The sequence below is a fragment of the Actinacidiphila rubida genome, from assembly GCF_900110255.1.
In the GTDB taxonomy this organism is placed as follows: domain Bacteria; phylum Actinomycetota; class Actinomycetes; order Streptomycetales; family Streptomycetaceae; genus Actinacidiphila; species Actinacidiphila rubida.
Genome location: NZ_FODD01000026.1, coordinates 17,421 through 31,284 on the forward strand (window position 1 = coordinate 17,421; position 13,864 = coordinate 31,284).

Below are 13,864 nucleotides of genomic sequence, written 5' to 3' on the forward strand. Positions count from 1 at the left end.
GATGCGTCACTCCGACGGGGTGGCCTTCTTGGCCGCCGACGTCGTCTTCTTGGCGGCGGCCGTCTTCTTGGCCGGCGCGGCCTTCTTCGCGGTGGCCTTCTTGGCCGCGGCCTTCTTCGCCGGTGCCTTCTTGGCGGCGGCCTTCTTCTTCACCGGCCCCTTGGCCCGCTTCTCGGCGAGGAGCTCGTAGCCGCGCTCGGGCGTGATCGTCTCCACCTCGTCGTCACGGCGCAGCGTCGCGTTGGTCTCGCCGTCGGTGACGTAGGGGCCGAAGCGGCCGTCCTTGACGACGACCGGCCGCTCGCTGACCGGGTCGGTGCCCAGTTCCTTCAGCGGCGGCTTCGCCGCGGCCCGCCCGCGCACCTTCGGCTGGGCGTAGACGGCCAGCGCCTCGTCGAGGGTGATCGTGAAGAGCTGGTCCTCGTTCTCCAGGGAGCGCGAGTCGGTGCCCTTCTTCAGGTAGGGCCCGTAGCGGCCGTTCTGCGCGGTGATCTCGACGCCCTCGGCGTCGGTGCCGACGACGCGCGGCAGCGACATCAGCTTGAGCGCGTCCGCGAGGGTGACGGTGTCCAGGGTCATCGACTTGAAGAGCGAGGCGGTCCGCGGCTTGATCGCGTTCTTGCCGGTCTTCGGGGTGTCCTCGGGCAGCACCTCGGTGACGTACGGGCCGTACCGGCCGTCCCTGGCGATGATGGGCCGCCCGGTCTCGGGGTCGTTGCCGAGCTCGAAGTCGCCGGAGGGACGGGCGAACAGCTCCTCGGCGTACTCCACCGTCATCTCGTCCGGCGGCAGGTCTTCGGGCACGTCGGAGCGGCGGTGGTCCTCCTCGCCGCGCTCGCCCTTCTCCACGTAGGGGCCGTAGCGCCCGACGCGCAGCATGATGCCGTCGCCGACGGGGAAGGAGGAGATCTCGCGGGCGTCGATGGCGCCGAGGTCCTCGACGAGTTCCTTGAGCCCGCCGAGGTGGTCGCCGTCGCCGTTGCCCGCGGCGGCCGCGGACGGGACGGCGTCGGAGTCGCCCTCGTCCGTGCCGAAGTAGAAGCGGCGCAGCCACGGCACGGCCTGGGCCTCACCGCGGGCGATGCGGTCGAGGTCGTCCTCCATGGACGCGGTGAAGTCGTAGTCGACGAGCCGGCCGAAGTGCTTCTCCAGCAGGTTGACGACCGCGAACGACAGGAACGTCGGGACGAGCGCGGTGCCCTTCTTGAACACGTAGCCGCGGTCGAGGATCGTGCCCAGGATCGTCGCGTACGTCGACGGGCGGCCGATCTCCCGCTCCTCCAGCTCCTTGACCAGCGACGCCTCGGTGTAGCGGGCGGGCGGCTTGGTCGCGTGGCCGTCGGCGGTGATCCCGGTGGCGGTCAGGGGGTCGCCCTCGGCGACCTGCGGCAGCCGGCGCTCGCGGTCGTCCAGCTCGGCGTTGGGGTCGTCCGCGCCCTCGACGTAGGCCTTGAGGAAGCCGTGGAAGGTGATGATCTTGCCGGACGCGGAGAACTCGGCGTCGCGGCCGTCCGCGGAGCCGCCGCCGACCTTGACGGTGACGGACTGGCCGACCGCGTCCTTCATCTGGGAGGCGACGGTGCGCATCCAGATCAGCTCGTAGAGCCGGAACTGGTCGCCGGTCAGGCCGGTCTCAGCGGGAGTGCGGAAGCGGTCGCCGGAGGGGCGGATCGCCTCGTGCGCCTCCTGCGCGTTCTTCACCTTCCCGGTGTACACGCGCGGCTTGTCCGGCAGGAACTGCGCGCCGTACAGCTGCGTGACCTGGGCGCGGGCGGCCCTGATCGCGGTCTCCGACAGCGTCGTGGAGTCGGTACGCATATAGGTGATGAAGCCGTTCTCGTACAGCTTCTGCGCCACCTGCATGCACGCCTTGGCGCCCAGGCCGAGCTTGCGCGACGCCTCCTGCTGGAGGGTGGTGGTGCGGAACGGCGCGTACGGCGAGCGGCGGTAGGGCTTGGACTCGACGCTGCGGACCGAGAACTGGGTGTCGGCGAGCGCGGCGGCCAGGGCGCGGGCGGCGCTCTCGTCGAGCTGCAGCACGTTCGCGCCGGACTTCAGCTGTCCGGTGGACGCGTCGAAGTCGCGGCCCTGGGCGACCCGGCGGCCGTCGACGGCGATCAGCCGGGCGGTGAGCGTCGAGGGGTCGGAGGCGTCGCCGGCGCGGCCGGTGCCGAAGGTGCCCAGCAGGTCCCAGTACTCGGCGGAGCGGAACGCGATGCGCTCGCGCTCGCGCTCCACGACGAGCCGGGTGGCGACGGACTGGACGCGGCCGGCGGACAGCCGCGGCATGACCTTCTTCCACAGGACCGGCGAGACCTCGTAGCCGTACAGCCGGTCGAGGATGCGGCGGGTCTCCTGGGCGTCGACCAGGCGCTGGTTCAGCTCGCGCGGATTGCGCACGGCCTCCTGGATGGCGTCCTTGGTGATCTCGTGGAACACCATCCGGTGCACCGGCACCTTGGGCTTGAGGATTTCCTGCAAATGCCAGGCGATGGCCTCGCCCTCGCGGTCCTCATCGGTGGCGAGGAATAGTTCGTCGGACTCCTTCAGGAGATCCTTGAGCTTCTTGACCTGTGCCTTCTTGTCGGCGTTGACGACGTAGATCGGCTGGAAATCGCTGTCCACATTGACGCCGAGCCGTGCCCAAGGCTGGCCCTTGTACTCCGCCGGCACTTCGGCGGCCCCGTTGGGGAGGTCGCGGATGTGCCCGACGCTGGCCTCGACGACGTATCCCGGGCCGAGATAGCCCTTGATCGTCTTCGCCTTGGCGGGCGACTCGACGATGACAAGTCGGCGGCCGCCTGGTGCGGTCTCGCGGGTCGGGGACAACTTCGCTCTTCTCTCCGGGTTGAAGGGGTGTCGCTGCGGAGTGTGACCGTACCTCCTGGCCCCGTGTCAAACGGGAAAAGTCCGCAACGCCACTCGAACGGTAACCCGATGTACGTTCTATCCACACTGCCGGGGTCCTCAAGAAGGCTACGTCGCCTCAGCCCATCGTGCCCGGAAATGCCGGTGCCGCGGCCGCGCCCGGCAGCTTTGCGGTAGTGCGCCGGGGGGCGTGCCGGGAGCCCGCGACCCGCGCCGGAGGCCCTGCGGCGCACGGCTCCGGACGGGACAGGGACAGGCCGTGACTGCAAGGATGTCGGCCAGCGAAGACCGACACGCACACAGCGCAGGGGGACGGCCTTGTCCGATCAGAATCCTTACGGCCAGAATCCGTACGGCCAGCAGCAGCCGGGCTACGGCTATCCGCAGGGGGCGCCTCAGCAGCAGCCCGGGTACGGGTATCCGCAGGGCGGCCCCTACCCGCCGCCGCCCGGGGCCTACACCGGCGACCCGAACGCGCCGTACGGCTACGACCCCTACGGCCGACCTTACTCCGAGAAGTCGAAGGTCACCGCGGGCGTGCTGCAGCTCCTGCTCGGCAGCCTCGGCGTCGGCCGCTTCTACACCGGCCACACCGGCATAGCCCTGGGCCAGCTGTTCACCTGCGGGGGCTGCGGGATCTGGGCGCTGATCGACGGCATCATCCTGCTCGCCGGCAACGACCAGACCGACGCCCAGGGCCGTGTCCTGCGTGGCTGACGACCTGCGGCACAGCCCGGCCGGGGCACCCCTCGCGGTGCGCCGGCCGGGCGGGCTGCGGAACCACCCGGCGGCCGCGCCGCTCGGGGCGCTCGCCGCGGCGGTCGCGGCCTCGGCGTACCTCTACAACACGGACCCGCACCAGAGCGGGCACTGGCTGCCGCGCTGCCCGTTCAACTGGGCCACCGGGCTGCTGTGCCCGGCGTGCGGGGGCACCCGCCTCGCCTACGACCTGCTGCACGGCGACCCGGTGCGGGCCTTCCACGAGAACGCGCTGCTGATGATCGCCTCGCCGGTCCTGCTGTGGATGTGCGGCCGGTGGATGGTCGAGGGCCTGCGGGGACGCCGCTGGCGCCCGGTGCTCAGCCCGCGCGCGCAGTACGCGGTGCTCGGTCTCGCGGTCGTGTGGACGGTCGTCCGCAACGTCCGCTGACGCCCGCGCCGATGTCCGAGGCGTGACCCCGGACACGGAGCCGGGGAGCCGCGGGTCCTGGTCCGGGCCTCAGCCGGCGACCGGCTCCAGGAAGCCCTGCTCGACCAGCAGCCTGATCGACTCCGGAGTGCGGTCGCGCAGGACGACCGGGTCCTCGCCCAGCAGCTGGGCGATCGCGTCCACGATGCGGCCGGCCGGCAGCGTTCCGTCGCAGACCCCGGCGAAGCCCGCGCCGACCGTGTCGACCTTCGTCGCACGCCGCATCCCGCGCGCCGACCGCAGCACCACGTGCTCCGGGTCCTCCGCGCCGGGCAGCCCCACCTGCTCCTGCACCACGTCGGGCGCCAGCGTGAAGCGGGCGCCGAGCAGCGCGGCGTCGTCGTGGCGCCGCAGGAAGTCCTGGCGCGCGAACCAGTCCGCGATGTGCGGGCCGAGCGGCTGCTCCACCGAGTGCGGCCACTCCTCCGCGGTCACCACCGGCTCCGCGGAGCCGGACTTGCGCAGCGTGATCCAGCCGAAGCCGACGCCGTCGACCTTCGCGCGCTCGAACTCCTCCAGCCACGCGTCGTACCGCGCGGCGTACGCCTCCGGATCCGCGCGGTGGTCGCCGGCGTCGCGCAGCCACAGTTCGGCGTACTGCGCCACGTCCTGCACCTCGCGCTGCACGATCCACGCGTCGCAGCCGGCGGGCACCCAGCCGGCCAGCCGCTCCCGCCAGTCCTCGCCGTCGACGTGCTGCCAGTTCGCCAGCAGCTGGCACCAGCCGCCGTCGGTGAGCCGGCCCGCGGACCGGCTCACGACCGCCCGGCACAGGTCGTCGCCGGCCATGCCGCCGTCCCGGTAGGTGAAGCGGCCACCTGGGGAGATCACGAACGGCGGGTTCGAGACGATCAGGTCGAACCGCTCGTCCGCCACCGGCTCGAACAGGCTGCCCTGCCGCAGGTCGGGCTCGCGGGCGCCGGACAGGGCGAGGGTGAGCCGGGCGAAGTGCAGGGCGCGCGGGTTGAGGTCGGTGGCGGTGACGTGGGTGGCGTGCCGCGAGGCGTGCAGCGCCTGGACGCCCGACCCGGTGCCCAAGTCCAGGGCGCGGTCCACGGGGGTGCGCACGGTGATCCCGGCGAGCGTGGTCGACGCGCCGCCGACTCCGAGCACGAGGTCCGCGCGGTCCACGCCGGGCGCGCTGCCGATCCCCCCGGCGCCGCCGACGGCGCAGCCGAGGTCGGAGACGATCCACCAGTCCTCGCCGCCGTCGCCCGCGTAGGGGCGGACGTCGGCGGTCGCGCGGACCTCGTCGCCGTCGCGCTGCAGCCAGCCGTCGGCCTCGTACCGCTCGATGCCGGGCAGCGCGGCGCGGGCCTGCGCGTAGGGGACGGGCCGTTGCAGCAGGAACAGCCGGACGAGGGTCGCCAGCGGGCCGCCGTCGCGGGTGGCGCGCAGCGCGGGAACGGTCTCCGCCCGCGACAGCGCCGCGTAGGCGACCGCGCCGAGCAGGTCGAGGCAGCCGTCCGCGGTGAAGTCGGCGGCGAGCAGGTCCTCGCGCAGCGCCTGCGCGCTGGCGGGGGCGGGACGGGGGGCGGCGTCGCGGGGCGTACTCACACGTCTCATTCTCGCGGAACAGCTCGCCGGGGGCGCGCAGGGCCGGCGGGCGGTGCCCCGGCGGGGTTCCGGAACGGCGGCCGGCCCGCGCCTCAGGAGGCGCTGGGCGACGCGGCGGTGGGCGCGGCGGTCGTGGACACCCGCTGGCAGCCGGGCTGCTGGGCGAGCGCCTTGCCCGCGTCGCCCTGGCTGAGCGTGCCGATGGAGCTCTGCACGTCGGCGGTGGTCTTGGTGAGGGAGTCGGAGACGCCCTTGAGCCCGTCGGCGAACGTGTTCTGGTTGCTGGTGTCCAGCGCGTCGACCTGCTTCATCAGGCTCTCGTACTGCGCCGAGAGGTGGTTGAGGGTGGTGACGGCGTTCTGCTGGAACGTCTGGCCCTGGTCGCCGTTGGGCGCGGCTCCGGCCTTCTGGAAGATGCCGGCGAGCTCCTTGTAGGCGTTGGAGAGCTGCTGGAAGGCGGCCGAGTCGGCCTTCTTGACCTCGGCGGGGGTGCCGCCGCTGTTCACCTGGCTGATCGCGGTGTTCGCGTCGTCGATCTGCTTGGCCGGGCCGGCCGCCTGGTCGCAGACGCCCTTCGCCCAGCTGTCCAGCTTCTTGCCGGAGTCGTCGCTGCTGCACCCGCCCAGCGCCAGGAGCAGGGCCGCCCCGGACAGCGCGGCCAGGAACTTCGTGTTCACCTTCACCGGATGGGTCCCTTCCGTGGCCTTACGGCCCCGGAACATACACGGGTACCCGGTGTGTACCGCGAATCCATGACCTGGAACGACCTGATTCATCCGATATTCAAGCCGTTCGTAGCAAACGGTGGTGACGATGCGTGCGAGGCCGTGATCGCGCACGTCAGAGCGCGAAGACGGGCGCCCGGCCAAGGCCGGGCGCCCGCCGTCATGGTGACGTGGACACAGGTGAGAAGGTGTCAGACATCACGCCGCCACGGTCGATCCGCTCTTCGCGTGGGTCTGGTCACCGTCCTCCCCCTGGTCGTCCATCGCGATGCCGCGGCGCTTGGAGACGTAGACCGCGCCGACGATGACCGCGAGGGCCGCCACCGCCACGGGCACCCGCACCGCGAGGTTGGCGTCCACGCCGTAGCTGAACTTCACGATCGCCGGGGCGATCAGCAGCGCCACCAGGTTCATCACCTTCAGCAGCGGGTTGATCGCCGGGCCCGCGGTGTCCTTGAACGGGTCGCCGACGGTGTCGCCGATGACCGTCGCGGCGTGTGCCTCGCTGCCCTTGCCGCCGTGGTGGCCGTCCTCGACGAGCTTCTTCGCGTTGTCCCAGGCGCCGCCGGAGTTGGCCAGGAACACCGCCATCAGGGTGCCGGCGCCGATCGCCCCCGCCAGGTACGACGCGAGCGAGCCGACACCGAGCGCGAAGCCGACCGCGATGGGCGCCAGCACCGCGAGCAGGCCCGGCGTGGCCAGCTCGCGCAGCGCGTCCTTGGTGCAGATGTCCACCACGCGGCCGTACTCGGGCACTTCGGTGCCGTCCATGATCCCCGGGTGGTCGCGGAACTGCCGGCGCACCTCGTAGACGACCGCGCCCGCGGACCGCGACACGGCGCTGATGGCCAGCCCCGAGAAGAGGAAGACCACCGCCGCGCCGAGCAGCAGCCCGACGAGGTTGTTGGGCTGGGAGATGTCCAGGGACAGCCAGCGGGCGTCCGACGCGGCCGGATGGGCCTTGCCGACCGCCGTGTCGACGGCCTCCTTGAACGACCCGAACAGGGCGGTCGCCGCGAGCACCGCGGTGGCGATGGCGATGCCCTTCGTGATGGCCTTGGTCGTGTTGCCGACGGCGTCCAGGTCGGTGAGCACCTGGGCGCCCTCGCCGTGCACGTCGCCGGACATCTCCGCGATGCCCTGCGCGTTGTCCGAGACCGGGCCGAAGGTGTCCATGGCGACGATGACGCCGACCGTGGTGAGCAGGCCGGTGCCGGCCAGTGCCACCGCGAACAGCGCCAGGAAGATCGACGTGCCGCCGAGCAGGAACGCCCCGTAGACCGCGAGGGCGATCAGCACCGCCGAGTACACCGCGGACTCCAGGCCGAGCGAGATGCCGGAGAGCACCACGGTCGCCGCGCCCGTGAGCGACGTCTTGCCGACGTCGCGCACGGGGCGCCGCGTGGTCTCGGTGAAGTAGCCGGTGAGCTGCTGGATCAGCGCGGCCAGCACGATGCCGATGGCGACCGCGACCAGGGCGAGGACCCGCGGATCACCGGCGTGGGAGGAGATGTCGGAGCCGACGCCCTTGAGATCGGAGTAGGAGGAGGGCAGGTAGGAGAAGACCGCGATGGTCACGCCGACCAGGGAGATCACCGCGGAGATGAAGAAGCCGCGGTTGATCGCGGCCATGCCGCTGCGGTCGGAGCGGCGCGGGGAGACGGCGAAGATGCCGACCATGGCGGTGAGCACCCCGATCGCCGGGATGAGGAGCGGGAAGACGAGCCCCGCGTCGCCGAAGGTGACCTTCCCGAGGATCAGTGCGGCCACCAGGGTGACCGCGTAGGACTCGAACAGGTCGGCGGCCATGCCGGCGCAGTCACCGACGTTGTCCCCGACGTTGTCGGCGATGGTGGCGGCGTTGCGGGGGTCGTCCTCGGGGATGCCCTGTTCGACCTTGCCGACCAGGTCGGCGCCGACGTCCGCCGCCTTGGTGAAGATCCCGCCGCCGACCCTCATGAACATCGCCAGGAGGGCGGCGCCGAATCCGAATCCCTCGAGCACCTTCGGCGCGTCGGCCTTGTAGATCAGCACGACGGCCGAGGCGCCGAGCAGGCCCAGTCCGACGGTGAACATTCCGACGACGCCACCGGTACGGAAAGCGATCTTCATCGCGTGGTGGGAGACCTCGGTGAGATCCTTTTGCGGCTCACCGGATTCCGGTGTCGCCGCCCGGGCGGCCGCGGCGACCCGCACATTGCTGCGGACCGCGAGCCACATTCCGACATAGCCGGTGACCGCGGAGAACACGGCCCCCACGAGAAAGAAGATCGACCTTCCGATGCGCTGCGAGAGGTTGTCCGCCGGCAGCAGCATGAGCAGGAAGAACGCCGCCACGGCGAAGATCCCCAGCGTACGGAACTGCCGTGCGAGGTAGGCGTTGGCGCCTTCCTGCACGGCAGCGGCGATCTTCTTCATGGAGTCGGTGCCCTCGTCCGCCGCGAGCACTTGACGTACCAGCACCGCGGCGACCGCCAGAGCGGCCAGTGCGACCACCGCGATGATCCACACCAGCGCTTGGTTTCCACCGGTCAATACCGGCGCGGCAGCAAGCGGTAGAGGGGTGAGTTGCCCCGCCATTCGTCCTCCTTGACGTTTGGCGCATGGGCGTGCGGCTCCTACGGCTGATCAAGCCGCAACGCTCAGGCGAGCTGAGCAAAGATGGACGGATTGTAGGGAGCAGCAGAAGATCGCAAAAGGGTGCCCGTAGGGAATTCCCACGGTAAATGACCGGCCGCGTTTCCGCTCGGCGGGCTGCGGGGCCGGTGAGAGGGGCTGCGGGGCCCCGGCGGGGAGCGGCTAGACGGACACCGTCGGCCAGCTCATGCGGATGATCCCGCCCTTCTCGCCGTCGACGACCTCGAAGTCGTCGACCAGTCCGCTGATGACGGCGAGACCCATCTCGCCCTCGTCGTCGGCGGGGTCGTCGGCGCCCGAGTCGGGCGCGGAGCCGCCGCCGGTGCTGGGCACCTCGTCGGCCACCTCGATGGAGAACTTCTTCTCCTCCTCGGTGAGGCGCACCTTCACCGGCTCCTCGACGCCGTTGCTGCGGTGCAGGCCGACGGCGCGGCTGCACGCCTCGCCCACGGCCAGCCTCACCTCGTCCAGGGCCGCCTCGTCCACCCCCGCCCGGCGCGCCACGGCAGCCGCAACGAGCCGCGCGGTGCGCACGTGCTCGGGCTGGGCGCTGAAGAGCAGTTCTACGGTGGGCATGGCCGGGCCTCCCCCTCGGTTCCATCGGGTGGGCAACACAGGGGCCCGGACGGCGAACCCGTCCGGTGCCCCTCGTCTGGTCGAAGGTTCAGTCGGTCGCGGCGACGGCCTCGTCGACCGAGGTGTGAATCGGGAACACCTTGGTCAGGCCGGTGATGCGGAAAATCTTCAGGATGCGCTCCTGGTTGCACACCAGACGCAGCGATCCCTCATGAGCGCGCACCCGCTTGAGCCCGCCGACGAGCACACCCAGGCCGGTCGAGTCGAGGAAGTCGACTCCCTCCATGTCCACGACCAGGTGGTAACTCCCGTCGTTCACGAGCTCCACCAGCTGCTCGCGCAGCTTGGGCGCGGTGTACACATCAATCTCGCCGCCGACCTCGACGATCGTGCGATCGCCGACGGTTCGGGTCGACAGGGACAGGTCCACGGATCCTCCAGCACCTTGCATCGACGCGGCGCCCCCCTGGGGCTACCCACCGAAGGTAACGGTCGTAGGGGGCCTTCCTCACCGAAAGGTAGGGCAAGGATCGGCAGCCGCGATGGCATTCAATCACTTCGTAGCGGGCCAGCACGACGCCTTACTGCGATTGTCCGTCACGCCGGTGACACACTGAGTGCCGATGGCCCAGGATCATCTTCCGCAGTCGGCGCACGGGCGCCCGTCTCCCCGGACCGCTCTTGAGCGGCTCTCCGCGGGGGACGACCGTGCCGTACGCATCACCCATACGGAGCACCTGCCCCCGCGGGTCGGCAGGCATGCATCCTGGCCGGAGGGCATCCGGGCAGATGTTGTGGAGGCGATCCGGACAGCCGGGATCGACCGTCCGTGGGAGCACCAGGCCCGCGCCGCCGCCCACGCGGTCCGCGGCGAGTCCGTGATCGTCGCGACCGGCACCGCGTCCGGGAAGTCGCTGGCGTACCTGGCACCGGTCCTCAGCGCCCTCATGGACGGCGCGGAGCCGGGCGCCGGCGCCCGCGGCGGCTCGGCCACCGGCGGGCGCGGCGCGACCGCGCTGTACCTCGCGCCCACCAAAGCGCTGGCCGCCGACCAGCGCCGGGCGGTCGCGGCACTGGCCGCGCCCCTCGGCCACGCCGTCCGCCCGGCCGTCTACGACGGCGACACCCCCTTCGAGGAGCGCGAATGGGTGCGGCAGTACGCCACCTACGTGCTCACCAACCCCGACATGCTGCACCGCGGCATCCTGCCCGGGCACGCCCGCTGGTCCTCCTTCCTGCGCAGCCTGCGCTATGTCGTCATCGACGAGTGCCACACCTACCGCGGCGTGTTCGGCTCGCACGTCGCCCAGGTACTGCGCCGCCTGCGGCGGGTGTGCGCCCGCTACGGCGCCGATCCGGTGTTCCTGCTGGCCTCGGCGACCGCGGCCGACCCGGCGCACTCGGCCGGACGGCTGACGGGCCTGCCCGTCGCCGAGGTCACCGAGGACACCTCGCCACGCGGCGAACTCGCCTTCGCCCTGTGGGAGCCGCCGCTCACCGAGCTGTCCGGTGAGCACGGCGCGCCGGTGCGCCGCACGGCCACCGCCGAGTCCGCCGAACTGCTGACGGACCTCGTCCTGCAGGGCGTCCGCACCGTGGCCTTCGTGCGCTCCCGGCGCGCCGCCGAGCTGATCGCCCTCATCGCCCAGGAGCGCCTCGCCGAGATCGACGCCTCGCTCCCCGGCCGCGTCGCGGCCTACCGCGGCGGCTACCTCGCCGACGAGCGCCGCGCCCTGGAGCGCGACCTGCACTCCGGCCGCCTCCTCGGCCTCGCCTCCACCTCCGCCCTGGAGCTGGGCGTCGACGTCAGCGGGCTCGACGCGGTCCTGCTGGCCGGCTACCCGGGCACCCGGGCGTCCTTGTGGCAGCAGGCCGGCCGCGCGGGCCGCACCGGGCAGGGCGCACTGGCGATCATGGTCGGCCGCGACGACCCGCTGGACACGTACCTCGTGCACCATCCCGAGGCGATCTTCGAGCGCCCCGTGGAGTCCACCGTCCTCGACCCGGACAACCCGTACGTGCTCGCCCCGCACCTGTGCGCGGCCGCCGCCGAGCTGCCCCTCACCGAGGCCGACCTGGACCTGTTCGGGCCCGAGGCCGCGTCCCTGCTGCCGCAGCTGGAGCAGCGGGGGCTGCTGCGGCGCCGGGCGGCGGGCTGGTTCTGGACCCGCCGGGAGCGGGCCGCCGACCTCACCGACATCCGCGGCGAGGGCGGTACGCCCGTCCAGGTGGTCGAGGCCGGGACGGGCCGGCTCCTCGGCACGGTCGACGCCGGCGCCGCCCACACCACCGTCCACGACGGCGCCGTCCACCTCCACCAGGGCCGCACCTACGTCGTCCGGCACCTGGACCTGGAGGACTCCGTCGCCCTGGTCGAGCGCGCCGACCCGCCGTATTCGACGATGGCTCGCGACACCACCGAGGTGCGGGTCCTGTCCGACGAGCTCGAGGAGCCGTGGGGCGAGGCCCGGATCCACTTCGGCTCGGTCGAGGTGACCCACCAGGTCGTGTCCTACCTGCGCCGCCGGCTCATCACCGGCGAGGTGATGGGCGAGACCAAGCTGGACCTCCCGCCGCGCACCCTGCGCACCCGGGCCGTGTGGTGGACGGTCACCGAGGACCAGCTGGACGCGGCCCGCATCCACCCCGAGGAGCTGCCCGGCGCCCTGCACGCCGCCGAGCACGCCTCGATCGGCCTCCTTCCGCTCTTCGCCACCTGCGACCGCTGGGACATCGGCGGGGTCTCCATACCCCTGCACGCCGACACCGGGCTGCCCACCGTCTTCGTCTACGACGGCCACCCGGGTGGCGCCGGCTTCGCCGAGCGCGCCTTCCACACCGCCCGCACGTGGCTCACGGCCACCCGGGAGGCCATCGCCGCGTGCGAGTGCGACTTCGGCTGCCCCTCGTGCGTCCAGTCCCCCAAGTGCGGCAACGGCAACGACCCCTTGGACAAGGCCGCGGCCGTCCGCCTCCTCGACTGCCTGCTGGCCGCGGGCGCGGCGCAGGAGGCGGCGGGTGAGGGCGGCGACGGGGCCGCGCCCGGGGACGGCACCGGCCCCGACACCGAGGCCGGGCCGGAGCCCGAGGACGGCTCGCCCACGGCCCCGCCCGAGGCACGGACCGAGGCAGGGACCGAGGAGCGACCCACGGCCCCGCCCGAGGAGCGACCCGGTCCGGACGCCCCGGAGGGCGAGGGCCAGCGCTAGACGCGTGCCGGGAGGGGGGCACCAGGGCCTGGGCCCGCCGGCCGGTCCGGCGGCTCGGCATCGGCGGGGCCCGCCCGGGAGCGGACCCTGGCCCCGCCGACCTGGACCACGACCTCGGCCACCTCGCCGGCCACCTGGCAGCCGCGCAGCCGCCCGCCCTGCGCCTCGGCCACCTCCGCGGCCAGCCGGCAGGCGGTCCTGGAGCCGTCCAACGCGTGGTCGGCCGCTGCGAGCGCGGCCAAGTCGGCGGCGCCGCCCGCACGGTGGCGGGCGACCACGGCCTGGCTCATGAACAGCGCCGCCGCGAACAGGGCGAGCAGCACTCCTATCGACCCGAGCGACCACACGGTGGCCGACCCGCGGTCGCCACGCCGTCTCACGGCCCGTCACCTCCTCCCACGGAGTCCTCGGCGAGCGCCGCGGCCTCGGCGGTCAGCGTCACCGGGAAGCGGGGCGCCGGCACGGTGATCCGCACGCGGACCATGTCCCCGTCCCGCCGCACGCTCACCTCCGCCCCCGCGGGCGCGGCTTCCCGTGCTGCCTGCAGTACCTCGGAGGACGGTTCCGACCGGGCAGCCTCGCGCGCCCCGGCGCGGGCCGCGTCCACGCACCGCACCTGGGCCACTGCGGCCATCACTCCCCAGATCAGCAGCCCGGTGAGCGTGACGAGGAGGGGGATGATCATCGCGGTCTCGGCCGTCACGTAGCCGCGATCGCCCGCGTGCGTCCGGCCCGGCGGCCCGATCCCCCCGGTACGGGACTCAGAACGGCACATGGAGGGCCTTCTCGATCACTCCGCTGAGCGCGGTGCGCACCGGCCCGCTCGTCACGATCTTGTAGAGCACCGCCGCGAACCCGCACGCGGCGATCGTGCCCACCGCGTACTCCGCCGTGCTCATCCCCGCCTCGGCCGCACCGCGGCACCTTCGAAGCCGTCGCGCGAGCCACGGCGGCGTCCTGCGGGCCTTGCGCCGCCGGGTGCCGGAGCCGGCCGGGACCGTGGCGCGTGTCGTTGTGGTGGCCTTGGTGCCGGCCGTGGTGCGCTCCATGGTGTCGGCCGTGGCGCCGCTGCTGGTGAGGGTGTGGTTCATCGCGTCCTCCTG

12 protein-coding genes are annotated in these 13,864 nt (G+C 72.5%); 3 read left to right on the top strand and 9 right to left on the bottom strand.

Annotated features, from left to right (window positions below):
* Nucleotides 1-6 precede the first annotated feature (6 nt).
* Nucleotides 7-2,829 (bottom strand): type I DNA topoisomerase, encoded by a 2,823-nt coding sequence (gene topA / locus BMW99_RS24720; protein ID WP_069464345.1) that lies wholly within the window; start codon nucleotides 2,827-2,829, stop codon nucleotides 7-9.
* A gap of 357 nt (nucleotides 2,830-3,186) precedes the next feature.
* On the opposite strand from topA, the gene BMW99_RS24725 reads away from it, so the two are divergent.
* Nucleotides 3,187-3,585, top strand: a complete 399-nt coding sequence (locus BMW99_RS24725) for a TM2 domain-containing protein (protein ID WP_069464344.1) — start codon at nucleotides 3,187-3,189, stop codon at nucleotides 3,583-3,585.
* A gap of 4 nt (nucleotides 3,586-3,589) precedes the next feature.
* The gene (locus BMW99_RS24730; protein WP_069464346.1) at nucleotides 3,590-4,018 is read left to right on the top strand and encodes a DUF2752 domain-containing protein; all 429 of its coding nucleotides are present in this window, start codon (nucleotides 3,590-3,592) and stop codon (nucleotides 4,016-4,018) included.
* A 69-nt stretch (nucleotides 4,019-4,087) separates the two neighbouring features.
* Here BMW99_RS24730 and BMW99_RS24735 read toward each other — a convergent pair whose 3' ends face one another.
* The 5 genes from BMW99_RS24735 to bldG all read right to left on the bottom strand — a co-directional run bounded on the left by BMW99_RS24735 (nucleotide 4,088) and on the right by bldG (nucleotide 9,982).
* A complete protein-coding gene (locus tag BMW99_RS24735; RefSeq protein ID WP_079176170.1) occupies nucleotides 4,088-5,623 on the bottom strand; it encodes a DUF7059 domain-containing protein in 1,536 nt (511 codons plus the stop codon).
* Nucleotides 5,624-5,706: 83 nt separating this feature from the next.
* Complete coding sequence (locus tag BMW99_RS24740; protein WP_322899515.1) at nucleotides 5,707-6,297, bottom strand: small secreted protein; 591 nt, start codon at nucleotides 6,295-6,297, stop codon at nucleotides 5,707-5,709.
* A 240-nt stretch (nucleotides 6,298-6,537) separates the two neighbouring features.
* Entirely contained in the window at nucleotides 6,538-8,919 is a 2,382-nt protein-coding gene (locus BMW99_RS24745) for a sodium-translocating pyrophosphatase (protein WP_069461746.1), read from the bottom strand.
* 219 nt (nucleotides 8,920-9,138) lie between these two features.
* A complete protein-coding gene (locus BMW99_RS24750; protein WP_069461747.1) occupies nucleotides 9,139-9,552 on the bottom strand; it encodes an ATP-binding protein in 414 nt (137 codons plus the stop codon).
* An 88-nt stretch (nucleotides 9,553-9,640) separates the two neighbouring features.
* Nucleotides 9,641-9,982 (bottom strand): anti-sigma factor antagonist BldG, encoded by a 342-nt coding sequence (bldG, locus tag BMW99_RS24755; protein WP_031520166.1) that lies wholly within the window; start codon nucleotides 9,980-9,982, stop codon nucleotides 9,641-9,643.
* Nucleotides 9,983-10,175: 193 nt separating this feature from the next.
* Between bldG and BMW99_RS24760 the strand changes: the two genes are divergently transcribed.
* Nucleotides 10,176-12,761 (top strand): DEAD/DEAH box helicase, encoded by a 2,586-nt coding sequence (locus BMW99_RS24760; RefSeq protein WP_107451391.1) that lies wholly within the window; start codon nucleotides 10,176-10,178, stop codon nucleotides 12,759-12,761.
* Here BMW99_RS24760 and BMW99_RS24765 read toward each other — a convergent pair.
* From BMW99_RS24765 to BMW99_RS24775, 3 genes are read right to left on the bottom strand one after another with little or no spacing between them, the layout of a single operon-like run.
* On the bottom strand, nucleotides 12,758-13,141 hold the full coding sequence (locus BMW99_RS24765) for an Rv3654c family TadE-like protein (protein WP_069461749.1): 384 nt from the start codon (nucleotides 13,139-13,141) through the stop codon (nucleotides 12,758-12,760). The genes BMW99_RS24760 and BMW99_RS24765 overlap by 4 nt on opposite strands.
* Nucleotides 13,138-13,536, bottom strand: coding sequence for a TadE family type IV pilus minor pilin (locus tag BMW99_RS24770; protein WP_075017575.1), 399 nt, complete (start codon nucleotides 13,534-13,536; stop codon nucleotides 13,138-13,140). The genes BMW99_RS24765 and BMW99_RS24770 overlap by 4 nt, the downstream gene beginning before the upstream one ends.
* Complete coding sequence (locus tag BMW99_RS24775; protein WP_245791614.1) at nucleotides 13,523-13,852, bottom strand: DUF4244 domain-containing protein; 330 nt, start codon at nucleotides 13,850-13,852, stop codon at nucleotides 13,523-13,525. Before BMW99_RS24775 ends, BMW99_RS24770 begins: the two co-directional genes overlap by 14 nt.
* Nucleotides 13,853-13,864: the final 12 nt, after the last annotated feature.

Excerpts from the sequence above, each read along its gene's own strand:
- BMW99_RS24735 (WP_079176170.1), bottom strand. The coding sequence starts at position 5,623 with ATGAGACGTGTGAGTACGCCCCGCGACGCCGCCCCCCGTCCCGCCCCC.
- BMW99_RS24745 (WP_069461746.1), bottom strand. The coding sequence starts at position 8,919 with ATGGCGGGGCAACTCACCCCTCTACCGCTTGCTGCCGCGCCGGTATTG.
- BMW99_RS24750 (WP_069461747.1), bottom strand. The coding sequence starts at position 9,552 with ATGCCCACCGTAGAACTGCTCTTCAGCGCCCAGCCCGAGCACGTGCGC.
- BMW99_RS24760 (WP_107451391.1), top strand. The coding sequence starts at position 10,176 with ATGGCCCAGGATCATCTTCCGCAGTCGGCGCACGGGCGCCCGTCTCCC.
- BMW99_RS24770 (WP_075017575.1), bottom strand. The coding sequence starts at position 13,536 with ATGTGCCGTTCTGAGTCCCGTACCGGGGGGATCGGGCCGCCGGGCCGG.
- BMW99_RS24775 (WP_245791614.1), bottom strand. The coding sequence starts at position 13,852 with ATGAACCACACCCTCACCAGCAGCGGCGCCACGGCCGACACCATGGAG.